Source organism: Bacillus sp. D48C, assembly GCF_053345735.1.
The window spans coordinates 316,272-333,822 of the sequence record NZ_JBKFAQ010000001.1 but is presented as its reverse complement, the minus strand read 5'-3'; the positions used below and the strand labels follow the sequence as shown (position 1 = coordinate 333,822).

Sequence of the window (17,551 nt, the reverse complement as noted above, 5' to 3'; positions counted from 1 at the left end):
CTCCTTTTTCTTTATTAACCTTTAATTTTCTCGATGAAAACTACTTTTAAATAGTCTCCTTCTTTAAATTGATCAATGGTACGGAAATCTTCTGGTAAAGAATGTTCTTCTAATATTTTATATTTGCCATTCATTTCTTTAAAGGCTGTATCGATAAAGCCTTTAAACTTTTTCATATCGAATGCACTACAATTTGTAGAAGCAACGATAATACCGTTATTTTCTGTAATAGCAATTGTTTCTTTCAATAAATTTTTATAATCTTTTGCTGCACTAAATGTATATTTTTTTGATCGGGCGAAGCTTGGAGGATCAAGTACGACCATATCAAATTTCATCTTTTTCTTAGCTGCATATTTGAAGTAAAGAAATACATCTTCTACAATAATATCTTGTGCTTCATAATCAACTTCATTGACACTAAACTGCTCAATCGTTTTACTTAAACTACGATTTGCAAGGTCAACACTCGTCGTTTTACTCGCTCCGCCAAGCGCTGCAAATACAGAGAAAGCACCTGTATAAGAGAACATATTTAACACTGTTCTTCCCTTTGCATATTTATCACGAATTTGTTTTCGAACGTTACGTTGATCTAAAAATACACCAACCATTGCCCCGTCATTTAAATAAACAGCGAAGTTCACACCGTTCTCTTTTACGATAAGCGGGAACTCACCGCGCTCTCCTGCTACGAAATCATCACCCTCAATATATTTCCCTTTCGTATCAAAACGCTTCTTCTCATAAATGCCTTTAAAGTTTGCTACTTTTTGCAGAGCTGCTATAATCTCATCTCTGAAAGTATAAATCCCTTCACTATACCAACTTACTACGTAGTAGCCGTCATAATAATCGATAATTAGTCCGCCAAGACCATCACCTTCACCGTTTAGGGCGCGGAATGCTGTCGTATCACTTGATTTATAAAATTGTTTTCGTTTATGTAAGGCAGATTTGATTTTACTTTCAAAGAAAGATTGATTAATTTGTTCACTCTCTTTTCTCGTTAAAATCCAGCCGTATCCTTTATTTTGTTTTCCATAATAACCTTTTCCGACAAAGTTGTTCTTCTCATCTACTACTTTGATGATTGTCCCTTCTTCACGAACATCGTTTAAATTTTGAATTGCATCTTTTAAAATAAGTGGATATCCACTTTTAATTTCTTTTATAAATTTCGGTTTTATTTTTATAGTTACTTCTGATCGCATATAATAACTTCCTTTCCATTTGCATGCTTTCTCTATAGGAAGCATTTAAAAAACGAGCCTGAAAAAACAGCCTCGTTTCACTATACCATATTATTGCTTTGCTAGTACAACTCGCTCATTCTCGCACTTAACCGCCACATATTTACTACGTTTTGAAATGGAAATCTCACTGTCCAAAATAATAGAAAAAAATTATATATTTCACATTTACCATTGACAATGATAATGATTTTCATTATCATTTAATGTATATGAGTTCTTGAAAATATAGCTACATTTATAGGAGGAATAAACATGATTATTGTTACAAATACAGCTAAAATTACAAAGGGAAATGGACATAAATTAATTGAGCGTTTTAATAAAGTAGGTAAAGTTGAAACGATGCCAGGCTTTTTAGGTCTAGAAGTTCTTTTAACGCAAAATACAGTTGATTATGATGAGGTAACAATTAGCACTCGATGGAATGCAAAAGAAGATTTCCAAGGTTGGACAAAGAGCGCCGCATTTAAAGATGCTCACTCACATCAAGGTGGAATGCCAGAATATATTCTTGATAATAAAATTGCTTACTATGATGTAAAAGTTGTACGTATGCCAATGGCTGCAGCACAGTAAAAACAGTTCTTTTTTAAAGTATAGAATATGAGAAGCGTTATCTATCACTTCTCATATTCTATACTTTTTTCTTTAATTTCTTTTTACTAACTTTGCGTGTATAACTAGCCTTCCAGCCTCTGGATCAAGCGCATAGTCACAAGTAGAAAGTGTTACGATTTCATCATTAGCCGTCAATTCCGTATCCGTTTTGTACAGTGATTTTTCTTGAACTTCCTTTAAGAACGATGTATATACTGCATCATTTTCAAAATCCGTTTCAATGTAATAAAAGTCCGTTGTTGTCGTATATACTGAAAAAACTTCAACGTCGTATCCTTCAAATAATGTATCGTAATATAATTTACGATGGGACATGAAAAAGTCTTCATCCAACATTTTTTTTAAACTACCAAACATAGAACCGTCTTTCATACGATGGCCATATAAAATCGTATTTCGATTTTGAGATTTCACATCATTACGATGGTCCATAAAAATGCTTCCCGCTCTCATATCTTCACCTTTATAATTACGAAATAAATAGTAATCATTATCTTTTGCTTGAACGATTGGATAATTAATTTGTGTATCATCCATCGTAATCCATCCGACTATCTCTGGATTAATTTTCTGGAGATCCTGAAACTGTTTACGTACCTCTCCGTCTTCCGATTTTTCTTCCATTGGACTTCTTTTATAAATATGTTGTGCCTCAGCCATTACTTTACGATTTTCATAATAATCCATGAAAATCCCACCCAACTCATACATTGAATAGAAAAAGATTCCTAAAAACGCAATTGTAAGTATGCGTTGAAAAAAAGAATTCTTTTTCCGTCCGTTCTTGCTATTCAAATTATCACCTCAAAACGGATTATACTCAGCCTTTAGATTCCCATAGGTACCATATACAATCCAGTATCTTCATCCTGTTTTACAATGACATCTACACCATATATTGCTTTAACCATCTCTTCTGTTATTACATCATTAGGATTACCTTTCGTAATGATCTCTCCATCTTTCATAACGATAATATGGTCGCTATAACGAATGGCTTGATTAATATCATGTAATACCATTACAATCGTTAATCCATACACTTCATTTAACTCTTTCACTAATTCTAATATTTCTAGCTGATAGTAAATATCTAAATAGGTTGTCGGTTCATCTAAGAAAAGCATTGGTGTATTTTGAGCTAATGTCATTGCGATCCAAACTCGCTGCCTCTCTCCACCGGATAAAGCATAGATTGGCTTATCACGCTTACTTTGTAAATTCGTACATACTAGTGCACGCTCTATCGCTTCTCTATCTTCATCTGTTTGCGGAGAGAAAATATTTTTATATGGCATACGCCCAAAGCTTATTAGCTTTTCCACTGTAATATCTGCTGGAGCCTCATTTTGTTGGTGGACAACTGCTAGCTTTCTAGCAAACTCTTTCGGTTTATATTCACTAATCGCTTTCCCATCAAGTATTACTTCTCCACTGCTAGGAACGTGATTTCTAGACATGACACTAAGTAATGTTGATTTCCCGCATCCATTCGGGCCAATGATTGTTGTAATTTTCCCAATTTCTATTTCACTACTAACAGACTTTAAACGATTTGTTACGTTATCATATGAAAAGGTTACATTTTTAATTTCCATGAACTTTATCACTCTTTCTAAGCAAGAATATTAAGAATGGACCACCAATAACCGCCATAATTGTTGCTGCTGGAATTTCATTAGGTGGCACAATTAACCTTCCAATCGTATCCGCCGTCAAAATTAATGACGCCCCTGCAAGAGCAGAAAATGGAATTAATACTTTATGGTCTGAACCGACCAATTGTCTTGAAATATGCGGAACTAGCAATCCTACAAAAGCAATAACACCTGCAATCGCTGTTGATACTGCCGCTAAGAGTACTGCAATGGCAGAAATAATAAGACGAACTCTCGTCACGTGCAAGCCTAAGTTTTTCGCAGTCTTATCTTGTAGCGATAATAAGTTACACCAAGCTCCTACGAACAGAGCAAGAATAAGACCAATCGTTCCATAAGTCACCATTATTTCTACATCGCCCCACGTCTTCATTGTTATGTTAGAAGTCGTCGTTTGCTTAATACTTTTAATAAAATACCCACAAATCGTAACGAATGATTCATTTAATCCAGTAAACATCGCATTAATGGCAATACCAATTAAAATAATGCGAAGTGGGCTTAACCCTGACTTCCATGAAAACGAATAAACGAGATAACACGCAAGCGCACCACCTAAAAAGGCGAATACGGGGGTCCAGAAAAAGAATTGCGGGAACAAAGTAATAATAACGAGTGTCATAAAACTTGCTCCTGAAGATATACCGATTACCCCAGCATCAGCGAGTGGATTCTTCATAACAGCTTGAAAAAGCACCCCTGAAACAGCAAGAGCCGCTCCAGTGAACAGCGCAATAATAATACGAGGGAAACGTAAATCTTTAATGACTTCAACATCTTCATTTCCACCTATAAATATCCCTTGTACAAGTTCAACAATACCTACTTCTAAACTCCCTTTCATCGCTGACAATGATGTCATAACAATGAGCAATGCAGTAACAATGAGGAAACTCCAAGTTTTTTTATTCATTCTACTCTTCCTTTATATTAAAATGCATCACGGATACATCATTTTTTTCAATTCATCTAAAGCTTCAATTGCTGCTAAATTGCCTGTCGTTCCAAATAAACGCTCTTCTAAATCATAAACACGGTTATTTTTAACCGCAGCAAAGTGTTTCCAAATATCATTTGTTTTAAATTCTTTATCAAACATTTTTACAACCTCATCAGGCATACCATGAGCTGCTCGTAAAATAATATCTGGATCAGCTTTCTTTAAATACTCTGTATTAGAAGCTAAATATTCTACTTGTTCACCTTGCACAATATTTTTACCACCTAATTGTTTTACTAAATCTCCAATATAAGAATGCTCTGTTGCTACTAAATAACTTCCCGGCACACCTAATAAAATAAGCACTGTCGGTTCTTTCTTTCCTTTTACTTCCTTTTGAATGCTAGCAACCTTTTTATCTAACTTAGTTACTACTGCTTCAGCCTGTTTTTCACGTCCATATTTCTTACCTAAATCGCTAATAGAACTTTGCATATTTTTTAAACTCGTTAAATCTAAAAAGTTTGCTTTCATACCCACACCATCAAAAACTGGCTTTAATTCGTATTCAAGTGTTGTCACAGATAACACTTCTGAAGGCTTTAATGACTTTACCTTTTCCATATCTGGACTCATTGGATTCCCAACTTCAGGTAAACCTTTATATCGCTTCGGTAAAGTTTTAGAACTTGTTGGAACACCGACTAAATCTACTTCTAACGCATCCATAATTTCAGTAACAGCCACTGTTGTTGCAACAACGCGCTCTTTACTCTCTCTCTTTACCTGCTTTGCTGTTTCTTTTTTTGGTGACGAGCACCCGGCTATACTCATTAACAAAATGATAGCCATTAGTACACTTACGATTTTCTTCACTCTCAATCACCACTCCCTTCCATACAATATGAAACAAGTCTTGATGCACGCGAACATGCATCAAGACTCCAAAAATTACAATCTACCTGCTCTATATTTACGAACTAGTAAAGCAAGTGAACCTAGCAGTAACACCATATATAAACCAAGTTGTGCTGTATCTGCAGTTTTTGAGTTTTTCTCTTTTTTTGAATCATTTTTTGTATCTTCTTTTTTCTTCTGACCATCTGCATTTCGGTTAAAATCAGGAGTACCTACTGTTTTTACATTATCTACTTTCGGTGTAGTCACTGGATTTTCCGGTTCATTCTTCGGTTCCTCTTTAATAGTTCCTAACGCGCCGATATTATTTGTATCAAATTGAATTTGTACATCGTAGAAATGATGATAGTTCATCTCATCGATGTCTACCTTTACTTTTGCGTTTAATTTTTTAAATAGATCTTCTACTTCAAACTGTACTACTCGCGTATTTGCATTTTTATCTTCGCTTACTACTTTCGCATCAGCGAATAGTTCCTTGTTTTCCGTTTGGAATTTCGTAATCCACGCACTATTTTTCAGCGTCATCTCAATGTATTTTTTACCATCTTTTACGATTAATTTCGCTGGATTTACAACATAGTCATGCATCTTTGAAATTTCATCTGTTTTATCTTTTAATACTTTAAATGTAATATCATATTGGCCATCTACTAAATTTTTCGGATCAACTATTACTCTCGGGTTATTATTTCCACCTTGGTTGTTGTTTCCACCTTGGTTGTTGTTTCCACCTTGGTTGTCGTTTCCACCTTGGTTGTCGTTTCCGCCTTGGTTGTCGTTTCCGCCTTGGTTGTCGTTTCCGCCTTGGTTGTCGTTTCCGCCTTGGTTGTCGTTTCCACCTTGGTTCCCTAAAGCTTTAATACTGTCTTGATCAAATACAAATTGAACATCGTAGAAATGGTGATAATTCATTGAATCAATATCTACTTTTACTTTTGCATTTAATTTTTTAGACAAATCGTTTACTTCTACTTCTACTACTCTTGTATTTTGTTCTTTATTTTCACTTAACACTTTTGCATTAACGAAAGAACCATTCTTCTCAAATTCAAATTTCGTAATCCATGTACTATTTGTTAATGTAAACGATACGTATTTCTTACCATCTTTTACTTTTAATACACCTGGGCTTTTTGTGTATGTGTTCATCATTGAGATTTCATCTGTTTGATCTTTTAACACTTTAAAGCCAATGCTGTATTCACCATCTTTAAGAGCTTTTGGATCAATTGTTGTGTTATTATCTTGGTTATTGTTTCCACCTTGATTGTCGTTTCCACCTTGGTTGTTGTTTCCGCCTTGGTTGTTATTTCCACCTTGGTTGTTGTTTCCGCCTTGATTGTCGTTTCCACCTTGGTTATCTAACGGCTTAATGCTACCTTTATCAAATGCAAATTGAATATCGTAAAAATGGTGATAATTCATTGAATCGATATCTACTTTTACTTTTGCATTTAACTTTTTCGATAAATCTGGCACTTCTACTTCCACTACGCGTGTATCAGCTTTTTTATCTTCACTTATTACATTTGCATCAACAAACGAACCATTTTTCTCAAATTCAAATTTTGTAATCCAAGAACTGTTCGTTAACGTAAATGATACATACTTCTTACCATCTTTTACTTTTAGCACACCTGGACTTTTTGTATATGTGTTCATCATTGAAATTTCGTCTGTTTGATCTTTTAACGCTTTAAAATTGATGCTGTATTCACCATCTTTAATTGTTTCAGCATCTGGTTTTTTATTTTCATCTGGTTTTTCTACTTCTGGTTTTTCTACTTCTGGTTTTTCTGCTTCCGGTTTTTCTACTTCTGGTTTTTTCTCTTCATTTTTAATTTGTTCAAGTTTATCTTGTTCAAATAAAAGTTGTACATCATGCGTTTGCTTATAATTTCTTGATGCCATTTCGATAAATACTTTTGTATTTAGTTTTTTAGATAAATCGTTTACTTCAAACTCTACTACTCTTGTATCTTTTTCCTTATCCTCACTCACTACTTTTGCATCAACAAATACGCCATCTTTTTCCGTTTGGAAATTTTTAATTAATGAGCTACTTTTTAGTGTTACAATTGCTTTTTTCTTACCGTTTTCTACTTTTAATACTCCTGGATTTACCATGTAAGTATTCATCTTAGATTCTTCATCTGTTTGATCTTTTAACACTTTAAATGGAATGCTGTACGCACCATCTGTAATTGTGTTAGAATTTGGTTGTTGATCTGGGTCAGGCTTTTGGTCGGGCTTCTGACCTGGATCGGTAGTTTCATTTGGATCTGGCTTATTAGCTGGGTCCTCTTTTTCATTTGGTTTTTCTACATGAATTGGTGTAATGCTATTTTGATCAAATGCAATACGAACGTCGTACTCATGATGATAATTTAAAAAATCAATATCTACTTTTACTTTTGCATTTAATACCTTCTCTACATCTTCTACATCAAATTCTACTACTCTTGTATCTTTTTCTTTATCTTCACTAATTACATTTGTCGCAACTAGCTTACCTGCTTTTTCTGTTTCAAACTTCGTAATCCATGAACTATTTGTTAATGTAAAGGATACTTTCTTTTTCCCATCCTTCACTTTTAAAGTTCCCGGGCTTACTGAATATTGATTCATCATTGATTCTTCATCTGATGTATCTTTTAAAACTTTGAAGCCAATTGAATATTCACCGTCAGCCAACTTGGTAGCTGCTTGAACTGCAAGTGGTTGTAATGTTGATACGAATGTAAATATCATTAAAAACATAGCAACAATAATTTTTGTATACCTGTTCAATGGAACGACTCTCCCTTTTGAAAATTATTTAATACTATTCCCATCAAATACAAAGCGAATATCATACGAAGCATTATAATTAATAATTGGAATACTAATTTTCACCTTGCCATTTAGTTTTTTTGACAAGTCAGCAACTTCAAATTCTACAACTCTAGTATTATCTTTTTTGTTTTCACTTAACACGGTTGTTTCTACAAATTGACCATCTTTTTCTACTTGGAAACTTTTAATAGAAGCACTATCTTTCACTTTAAATGAAACATATTGTTTTCCATTTTTAACTGTTAATGTTGCTGGGCTTTCAAAATAACTATTCATTCTAGACGATTCATCTTTATCGCCTTTCCATACAGTAAAAGCAATATTATATTTTCCATCAGCTAGTTTTGTAGCAGCCTTTGCATCTTGTAAACCTAGTGTTGCGATAAACGTAAATAAAACAGCAAATACGGCAATAATCATTTTAAATTGTTTAAACATATATTCATCACCCTTCAAAAGATTTATTTACTCAACTTCACTTTACGAATTAAGAAAGCACCTGAAATAAGAATTAACGCTGCAAACAATCCAATACGTGCTTCATCGCCTGTTTTTGGATTATCTGTTTTTTCAGCTTTTCCATTTTCATTTTTTGTTTCTTTGTTCACTTCTTTAGCTGTTTCCTTACTCTCTACTTTTGTTTTCTCTTCTTTTACTTGTGTATCTGTTTTCGCTTGATCATTATTTTTTGTAGTAGCAGCTATGCCGTTATCGCCACCTACAGCTTTTACATTTGCATCAAAAGCAAAACGAATTGTGTAGTGGTGGTCATAGTTTGCATTTGGTACAACAACATGAATTTTTACAGCTGCCGGTTTGGATAAATCATCTACTTTAAACTCTACTGTTCTTTTATCTGCCGATTCATCTTTACTAACAACTTTCGCATCAACAAAATCCCCGTTCTCTGGTGCTTTAAATTCTGTAATCCAAGCACTATGATTCATCGGAACTTGTACTCTCATCTCACCGTTTTTCACTACTAATTTTGCTGGCTTTTCAAAATAGTCATTTGCCATTGAAGCTGAATCATTTTCCGCTTTTTGAATTACGTAATTAATATCGTAAGTACCATCAGCTAGTTTTGCTGAAGCATTTCCGTATGGCATTACAAGAAAAGCTAGCATACATACGAACGTTATAATAAAAGCGGGTAATACAGAAACCTTTTTCATTTTTCTTGTTTCCTCCTTGGTTATCTTTCATTTCACTTTTTTGAAAATGATAATTATTCTCAATTTATAAGAAAAAAATAATCTCTTTTACCTATTATTTAATTAGCATTCTTTTATGTAACATAAGTATTATTGATTATCATTCTCATTGAATATTAAAAATAATATCTCACCCTATTCCTTATACAAAGGCATAGAAACTGAGAAAAAATTATAAAACTTTTTTATTGATTATCATTCTCAATATAAATCAAAAAAAATAAACTATCTCTTCGCCTCTTCTTTCACCTCTTCCCATAACAACACTATAGTTATAGAAACCCCTTATCCCTCACTTCCCTTCCAATATTTCCACAACTAAGTCAATCTTAGCCTACTCATAAATTTTTTGTCAACTATATTACGTATAAAATTTTTAATATCTGAATTTCTCTATATATGGCTTTTTCTACAAAAAAAGAGACTTTCTATTATAGAAAGCCTCTTTTCTCTATTTTTCTACAGCAATTTCCTGCTTTTGAAACTTAGAAACTATATAACCAAATCCTATACCGATTATGCCTGGAACTAACCAACCAATTCCTACACTATATAATGGAATCTTATCTAAAATAGGTGCTAGCGCTGCAATTTGAAGGTTTGCATTGTGTAATCCATCAAAGAAACTGATTGCAAATGCTCCTACAATCCCCCCCACATACATCGCTAATGGAAGACGAACGTAGTTTTCAACAAGTGATAATACGATAAGTACGATTCCAATTGGATAGATAGCGATTAAGATTGGTAATGCTAATGCATTTAACTGAGTTAACCCAAGATTTGCTACCATAAATGCTAATACACAGAAAATGAAAACGACTTTTTGATAAGAAAGCTTTGGTAATAAGGAAGAGAAGTAATCACCACAAGCTGCAACAATACCTACAGAAGTTGTTAAACACGCTGCTGTAATTGCGATCCCTAGTAATAAAGTTCCGTAACTGCCAAATAAATGATTCACCACATTTGTTAAAATAATTCCTCCGTTTGCGCCCATTCCAAGTGACACACTAGAAGCTCCAAGATAAGCAAGCGCTAAATACACAAGTAGTAGACCAAGCGCTGCAATAAATCCTGCAAAGATTGTTACTTTTGCAATACTATTTTTATTTGTGATGCCTTTTTCTTTTAACGCATGAATTACAACATTTCCGAATACAAGTGCTGCAAGTCCATCTAAAGTTAAATATCCATCAATAAATCCTTTGAAGAGAGGAGCACTATACACTTCTGTCGGTGCACCAAATTCTCCAATTGGTGTAATAAGTGCTTTACCTACGATAATTGCAATAACAGCTAATAATATTGGAGTTAGCACTTTACCAATACGCCCCACTAATTTCGAAGGATTTAAAGCTAAATAGAAAGTTACTGCAAAGAAAATAAGTGTAAAGATAACAAGTGGATATGACTGACCTGCTATCTCACTTGGTAAAAACGGTGCAACACTCATCTCATAAGCTACTGTTCCTGTACGCGGCACACTTACGAATACGCCTAAACATAAATAAATGGCAGTGATAAAAACAAGTGCGAATATAGGATGTACACGTCCTGCTAGCTCATTAATATCTCCCTTTAAAGCTATAACAATTACGCCTAATAAAGGTAGTCCAACGCCTGTTACAATAAAACCAAACAGCGCGATCCATACGTCCGTTCCAGCACCTTGCCCTAACGCTGGTGGAAAAATCATATTACCTGCACCAAAAAACAGTGCAAATAACATTAAACTTATTGCAAACATCTCTGAAAACTTTAAAGATGATTTCATTTCTACTAACCTCCTAAAATAATTAATTGACAAAATATTCTGAAAAATAATCCGTCACATATCCTCTTTCAAGCACACTTCCCCGTAAAAGAACGCAAAAAACACCCGTCCCTAACAAAGGGACGAGTGTTGAAATCGTGGTTCCACCCTTATTCTAATAAAATGAATTTATAACGAAATAAGCTCATTTTATAGCTCGTGTAAATTGATAACGGTTTTATCCGCCAAGAATTACAATGCATCATGCATGCAGTTCACTCTTGAAGTTTAGAGGTGGTAAGCTTGTCTTTTCGTATTAGGAAGCTCACAGCCTAAGGCTCCCCTCTCTGAGAATCGTAAAATACAACTCATGTCCTCATCATTACTTTTATAAAATATCTTGTCGAAACTTGTTGTTTTTTATTATATGGGCTATTTTTTAAAAAATCAATAGTTTTATTTTTTCTGACAAAAAAATATTGGGAGAAAACTTTTCCTCCCTATAACTGATCTATTAGAATGTCTAATTCCTCCGATGTAACGCTCCTCCACTTTCCTACTTCAAGCTCATTTAGCTCTATATTCATAATGCGTACTCGCTTTAGCTTTATTACAGTAAACCCGAAAGCACGGCTCATTCTACGAATTTGCCTGTTCATCCCTTGCGTTAAAATGATACGAAATGTTGATTGATCGACTCTCGTCACTTTACACGGCTTCGTCATACCATCTTTAATCTTTACACCGCTGGACATCTCATTAATAAACCAGTCCGTAAAAGGTTTATCGACTGTGACAACATATTCTTTCTCGTGCTCATGATCACCATGTAAAATTTGATTCGCAATCGTACCGTCATTCGTTAATAAGATAAGTCCTTCTGATGCTTTATCTAATCGCCCAACTGGAAAGATTCGCTCTGGATAATTGATATAATCAATAATATTATCTTCAATATGCTCGGCTGCTGTACAAGTAATTCTGACCGGCTTATGAAAGGCTATATACACCTTCTCTTTCTCTTCTTTTGCAATAACCTGCCCATCAATCGTTACTACATCACCATCGCTCACGAGTGCACCGTGCGTACATATTTCGCCGTTAATAGCCACGCGTCCAGCTTTAATGAGGCGATCTGTTTCACGTCTTGAGCAGGATTTTGCTTCGCTTATGTATTGGTTGATTTTCATGTTTTATTCCTTTTCACATATATTAAAAGCGTCAATCTATGGCAATATCATTATGCCACGATTGACGCTTTTTCAATTCGCAAAAACAACTAAATAAATAACCCCAATCACCAAAAATATTCCACAACAAGCTAACAATACTTTTGCAAGTTTGTCCATAAACATATAATGGTTTCCCCTTTGTTTCGTTGTTTGCTATTTTAATTCGACAACTGTTACGCCTAGGCCTCCCTCGCCCATGTCACCGTAACGGTAATTCTTCACGCCGCGGTGCTTCTTCAAGTAATCTTGTACACCTTGGCGAAGCGCTCCTGTTCCTTTACCGTGAATGATTGATACACGGGGATAGCTTGCAAGCTGTGCATCGTCTAAATATTTTTCAACGCGCATCATTGCATCTTCATAACGTTCACCGCGAAGGTCAAGCTCTAACGACACGTGATAATCTCTACCCTTCACACTTGCGACTGCTTTTTTCTCTGTTTGTTTCGGTGTGTTAATGTATTCCATGTTAGATTCTTTTACTTTCATCTTCAGAATACCGATTTGTACGCTCCACTCTGTATCACTTACCTTTTCAAGTAATTGACCTTTTTGACCGAACGTTAATACTTTTACTTCATCGCCTGCACGTAACTGTTGCTTCGGCGCAGTATTTTTCACGTTTACTTTTTGTTTCTTCACAAGCTCTGGCGCTGTTCCTTCTAGACGGCTCTTCGCTTCAATAAGCTCATGATCTTTCACATTTACAAGCTGTGCTTTACGCAATTGACGAAGTTCTTGAATAATGCCTTCTGCTTCTTTCTTCGCAGCTTCGACTTTTTCTTCCCCTTCTTTTTGCGCTTTTAATAATTTTTCATCACGCTCATCGTTAAACTCAATAATTTGACGTTGCAACTCACGATGAAGTTTCTCAGATTGTTTGCGAAGTGCCTCTGCTTCGTTCCAGTCACGCTCTGCGTTCTTCTGGCTTTCTTCTAACTTCGCAATCATATTTTCAATTTTATTTGTATCTGTACTAATGTGGTTACGTGCTTGATCAATAACGCGATCAGATAATCCAAGGCGCTTTGAAATTTCAAAGGCGTTACTGCGACCTGGTACACCGATTAATAATTTATAAGTTGGACTTAATGTATTTACATCAAACTCAACACTCGCATTAATAACTTGCTCACGGTTGTATCCGTATGCTTTTAATTCTGGGTAATGCGTCGTAGCAACAACACGAGCACCGCGGTTACATACTTCATCTAAAATCGAAATTGCTAGTGCAGCACCTTCTTGCGGGTCTGTTCCAGCACCTAATTCATCAAATAAAACTAAGCTTTCAAAATCAGCTTTTTCTAAAATATCTACAATGTTCACCATATGTGAGGAGAACGTACTTAAGCTTTGTTCAATCGACTGCTCATCACCAATATCAGCAAAGATGTTTTTAAATACACAAATCTCTGACTCATCCATTACTGGAATGTGAAGACCAGATTGCGCCATTAATACACAAATACCAACTGTTTTCAGCGTAACTGTTTTACCACCTGTATTCGGTCCTGTAATAACAATTGTCGTGAAATCTTTACCTAGCATAATGTTATTTGGCACAATAATTTCTGGATCGATTAGCGGATGACGAGCTTGTCTTAAATCCATATAACGCTCGTTATTTACGATTGGTTTCGTTGCTTTAATTCGCTTCGCATAAAAAGCTTTCGCAAAGATGAAATCAAGATTTGCAACTACTTCTACGTTTGATAAAACGATATCGGCTTCTACTGCCACTTCTTCTGTTAACATTAATAATATACGTTCAATTTCTTGTTTTTCTTTCACTCGTGCTTCTTGTAGTGCATTATTTAATTCTACAATGACTTGCGGTTCAATAAATAACGTTTGTCCAGAAGCAGATTGATCGTGAACAATACCACCATATACGCCGCGGTATTCTTGTTTTACTGGGATTACGTAACGTTCGTTACGAATCGTTACAATCGAGTCAGACAGCATCTTTTGCGCGTTTGAAGAACGCGTCATATTTTCTAACTTTTCACGAATACGACTTTCCGCAGTACGAATTTGAGTACGAATACCACGCAGTTTATCACTCGCGCTATCGACTACTTCACCGCCATCACCGATGCAATTTGTAATTTTCTTTTCTAAATCATATAAAGATACAATTTGAGCGACATGAGTTTCTAAAATCGGAAGCTCGACACCGTTATCAACCATATCTTCAATGAAACGTTTCATATTGCGACTACCATACATCGTATTCGCAATATCAAGTAGTTCATTCGGGCTTAACATGCTTCCAATCTTTGCACGCTTCACATTTGAACGAATATCCGTAATGCCACCTAATGGTGCACTACCTTTTAAACGAATGACTTTCGCTGCTTCATCCGTTGTATCTTGCATTTCTACAATTTCTTCAAAATCAGTGCTCGGCACTAAATGCTTCACTTTATCACGGCCAAGTGAAGAGGCTGTATGTTCAAGTAATTGTTCTTTTACTTTATTGTATTCTAATACACGCAACGTTCTTTCTAACATGTTGCAGGTCCCCCTTGTGTTACTTATTACGTTTAATATAGTCTAATAAACGTTCAATATCCCACGTGTTAATCACGTTATCTTTTTGAATCCAACCTTTACGTGCTGCACCTACACCTGTTTCCATATCTTCTAACATTTCAAGTGTATGAGCATCCGTATTAATCGCTACTTTTACACCAGCATCTTGTGCTTGTTTTAATAATTTCGCGCTTAAATCTAGACGGTTCGGATTCGCATTTAATTCTAAAACTGTATTTGTCTCTTTTGCGAGTTCAATTAATAAATCTGTATCTACATCATAACCCTCACGGCGCCCGAGAAGACGTCCTGTCGGATGAGCAATCATTGTGACATGTTTATTCTCAAGTGCAGTACGCAGACGCTTCATAATCGTTTCACGGTCTTGTGAGAAGCTAGAGTGGATCGCTCCAATGACATAGTCTAATTCTTCTAATACTTCATCATCAAAATCAAGCGAGGCATCTGGTAAAATGTCCATTTCAATTCCGCGTAAAATTGTAATGTCTGGATACTTTTCATTCATACGTTCAATTTCTTTCGCTTGCTCACGAAGACGCTCTTTCGTTAAACCATTCGCTACTTTCAAATATTGCGAGTGATCAGTAATCGCCATAAACTTATATCCACGAGCACGGCACGCTTGTACCATTTCTTCAATAGAAAAAGCACCGTCACTCCAAGTTGTATGCATATGTAAATCACCTTGTATATCGGAAAACTGAATTAAGTTCGGATACTCTTTAATTAATTCAATTTCTTTTCCATCTTCACGCACTTCTGGCGGAATAAATGGCAGACCGAAATGAGCGAAGAAGTCTTCTTCATTCTCAAATGTTTTCACTTCACCTGTTTCCAAGTTTTCTACACCGTACTCACTAATTTTCTCGCCTTTATCTTTTGCGATTTGACGCATTTTTACGTTATGGTCTTTTGATCCTGTGAAATGGTGAAGAGTTGTAATAAACTCTTCTGGTTTTACTAAACGAAAATCGATTGAAATATCATATTCATATTGAAGACGAACCGAAACTTTCGTATCTCCACTTGCGATTACTTCAATCATATTATCGAATTGTAGTAAATGCTCACGTACCGCTGCTGGTTCTGTGGTTGCAATGATAAAATCTAAATCTTTCACTGTTTCTCTCGCGCGGCGCAAACTACCAGCGCGAGAGAAACGAATTACTTCAGCAATATTCGACAATTTCTCCTCTATTTCCCCGGCAATAGGCAATACCATCGCGATTGGTAAACGCTCTGGACGAGAGCCTACTTGATCGATTGCTTCTAATATTTTCTCTTCTGTCTTCTTACCGAAACCTGCTAAAGCCTGTACTTTATTTTCCTCACAAACAGCTTTTAGCGATTCCATATCAACAACACCAAGTTCTTTATATAACTTAGCTACCTTCTTACCACCAAGTCCTGGTAGTTTTAATAACGGCAATAAGCTACTTGGTACTTCTTTCTCAAGTTCTTGTAATACTTCAGATGTTCCCGATTCTATATATTCTTGAATAACGGCTGCTGTTCCTTTTCCGATGCCTGGAATCTTTGTGAAATCTTCAATTTCAGAAAGACTACGATCGTCACTTTCTAATGCTGCTGCCGCTTTACGAAATGCAGATATTTTAAATGGATTCGCACCCTTTAGTTCCATAAAAAGCCCGATTGTCTCTAATAATTTGATAACTTGTTTTTTATTTACTTTCATCATTGCCCCGCCTTTCTTTCATAGAAAAAAACTTCTCTTTCCGAAAAAAGAGAAGTTATACTCTGCTACCTGTCTGCCATAGTTCCTTCACCTTTTCAGATAGAATCGGTGTATCGTCTACAATTATTTTGCTAATTGATGATTTTTGTAATGGTGTTTGTACTTGTTCAATCGGAAGTATGTTTCCAATGATAATTAAGACAAACAAAATAATATATACTTCTAAAAATCCGAGGATTGCCCCCGCAAACGCATTTACTTGCTTTAAAACCGGTATTTCTGCAAACATATTTAACAAATTACCAAGTAATGAAAGTGCAATTTTAGTGATAATAAACAATATGATAAACGCAAGCGCTTGATAAAATACTGTCTCAATATTATTTGCATCAATCCATTCTGGAACAGATACGTTTTTATCAAATGGATACGGAATAAATTTCGCAAGTGCTGGCGCTAAATCTTTACAGTACCAGTATGCAACAAGGTATGCGATAATAAAGCTTGTTAACTTTACAAGTTGCAGAATAAACCCTCTGCGTAAGCCGAGGAAAAATCCCATAACAAGCAGTAAAATGATAATAATATCAATCATGTTATTCCATTCCTTTTTTTGTCATACTTTCTTTCAATTTCTCATGTTCTTCTTTTAATTTTATGTAATCGTGTATGACGTTTACCGCCGTCAATACCGCTAGTCTACTCGTGTCAAGCGAAGGATTCTTGGCATTGAGTTCGCGCATTTTATCATCCACAATCGCTGCTACCATGCGGATATGACTTGTACTTTCATCGCCAACAACTGAATATTGTTGACCATAGATTTCTACATTAATTCGACTTTTCTTTCCCTTTTGTTGTGACAACTC

15 protein-coding genes and 1 other annotated feature are annotated in these 17,551 nt (G+C 35.3%); of the genes, 1 reads left to right on the top strand and 14 read right to left on the bottom strand.

Translation table 11 applies throughout. The features are described 5' to 3' along the window. Positions 1 to 14 precede the first annotated feature (14 nt). The gene (locus ACLBXA_RS01820) at positions 15 to 1,214 is read right to left on the bottom strand and encodes a class I SAM-dependent rRNA methyltransferase (protein ID WP_001255945.1); all 1,200 of its coding nucleotides are present in this window, start codon (positions 1,212 to 1,214) and stop codon (positions 15 to 17) included. Positions 1,215 to 1,508: 294 nt separating this feature from the next. Here ACLBXA_RS01820 and isdG point away from each other — a divergent pair, with 294 nt between their 5' ends. After that, the gene (isdG, locus tag ACLBXA_RS01815; protein ID WP_000587818.1) at positions 1,509 to 1,832 is read left to right on the top strand and encodes a heme oxygenase; all 324 of its coding nucleotides are present in this window, start codon (positions 1,509 to 1,511) and stop codon (positions 1,830 to 1,832) included. A gap of 72 nt (positions 1,833 to 1,904) precedes the next feature. On the opposite strand, the gene srtB is transcribed toward isdG, so the two are convergent. The 13 genes from srtB to zapA form a co-directional block, all read right to left on the bottom strand. Next, positions 1,905 to 2,669 (bottom strand): class B sortase, encoded by a 765-nt coding sequence (srtB, locus tag ACLBXA_RS01810; protein ID WP_002162479.1) that lies wholly within the window; start codon positions 2,667 to 2,669, stop codon positions 1,905 to 1,907. A gap of 32 nt (positions 2,670 to 2,701) precedes the next feature. Continuing rightward, entirely contained in the window at positions 2,702 to 3,472 is a 771-nt protein-coding gene (locus ACLBXA_RS01805) for an ABC transporter ATP-binding protein (protein WP_000403765.1), read from the bottom strand. Beyond that, positions 3,462 to 4,445, bottom strand: a complete 984-nt coding sequence (locus ACLBXA_RS01800; protein WP_447617091.1) for a FecCD family ABC transporter permease — start codon at positions 4,443 to 4,445, stop codon at positions 3,462 to 3,464. Before ACLBXA_RS01800 ends, ACLBXA_RS01805 begins: the two co-directional genes overlap by 11 nt. Positions 4,446 to 4,472: 27 nt before the next feature. After that, entirely contained in the window at positions 4,473 to 5,354 is an 882-nt protein-coding gene (isdE, locus tag ACLBXA_RS01795) for a heme ABC transporter substrate-binding protein IsdE (RefSeq protein ID WP_016077231.1), read from the bottom strand. 69 nt (positions 5,355 to 5,423) lie between these two features. Beyond that, positions 5,424 to 8,183, bottom strand: coding sequence for an NEAT domain-containing protein (locus ACLBXA_RS01790; RefSeq protein ID WP_447617090.1), 2,760 nt, complete (start codon positions 8,181 to 8,183; stop codon positions 5,424 to 5,426). A gap of 24 nt (positions 8,184 to 8,207) precedes the next feature. Continuing rightward, positions 8,208 to 8,666: an NEAT domain-containing protein gene (locus ACLBXA_RS01785; RefSeq protein WP_447617089.1), complete on the bottom strand. Its 459-nt coding sequence runs from the start codon at positions 8,664 to 8,666 to the stop codon at positions 8,208 to 8,210. A 23-nt stretch (positions 8,667 to 8,689) separates the two neighbouring features. After that, positions 8,690 to 9,403, bottom strand: a complete 714-nt coding sequence (gene isdC / locus ACLBXA_RS01780; RefSeq protein ID WP_000757956.1) for a heme uptake protein IsdC — start codon at positions 9,401 to 9,403, stop codon at positions 8,690 to 8,692. Between the two features lie 490 nt (positions 9,404 to 9,893). Further along, positions 9,894 to 11,219 carry a branched-chain amino acid transport system II carrier protein BrnQ6 gene (brnQ6, locus tag ACLBXA_RS01775; protein ID WP_000842652.1) on the bottom strand — a complete coding sequence of 442 codons (1,326 nt, stop codon included), beginning with the start codon at positions 11,217 to 11,219 and terminating at the stop codon, positions 9,894 to 9,896. Positions 11,220 to 11,334: 115 nt separating this feature from the next. After that, positions 11,335 to 11,590: a binding site (T-box leader), on the bottom strand. Positions 11,591 to 11,698: 108 nt separating this feature from the next. After that, positions 11,699 to 12,388, bottom strand: coding sequence for a 23S rRNA pseudouridine(2604) synthase RluF (locus tag ACLBXA_RS01770; protein WP_447617088.1), 690 nt, complete (start codon positions 12,386 to 12,388; stop codon positions 11,699 to 11,701). 195 nt (positions 12,389 to 12,583) lie between these two features. After that, on the bottom strand, positions 12,584 to 14,944 hold the full coding sequence (locus tag ACLBXA_RS01765; protein ID WP_000893725.1) for an endonuclease MutS2: 2,361 nt from the start codon (positions 14,942 to 14,944) through the stop codon (positions 12,584 to 12,586). Positions 14,945 to 14,963: 19 nt separating this feature from the next. Further along, complete coding sequence (polX, locus tag ACLBXA_RS01760; RefSeq protein WP_044784573.1) at positions 14,964 to 16,682, bottom strand: DNA polymerase/3'-5' exonuclease PolX; 1,719 nt, start codon at positions 16,680 to 16,682, stop codon at positions 14,964 to 14,966. Positions 16,683 to 16,737: 55 nt separating this feature from the next. Continuing rightward, positions 16,738 to 17,277: a CvpA family protein gene (locus ACLBXA_RS01755; protein ID WP_000565409.1), complete on the bottom strand. Its 540-nt coding sequence runs from the start codon at positions 17,275 to 17,277 to the stop codon at positions 16,738 to 16,740. 1 nt (position 17,278) lies between these two features. Then, positions 17,279 to 17,548, bottom strand: a complete 270-nt coding sequence (gene zapA / locus ACLBXA_RS01750; RefSeq protein ID WP_000082701.1) for a cell division protein ZapA — start codon at positions 17,546 to 17,548, stop codon at positions 17,279 to 17,281. Between the last annotated feature and the right edge of the window lie 3 nt (positions 17,549 to 17,551).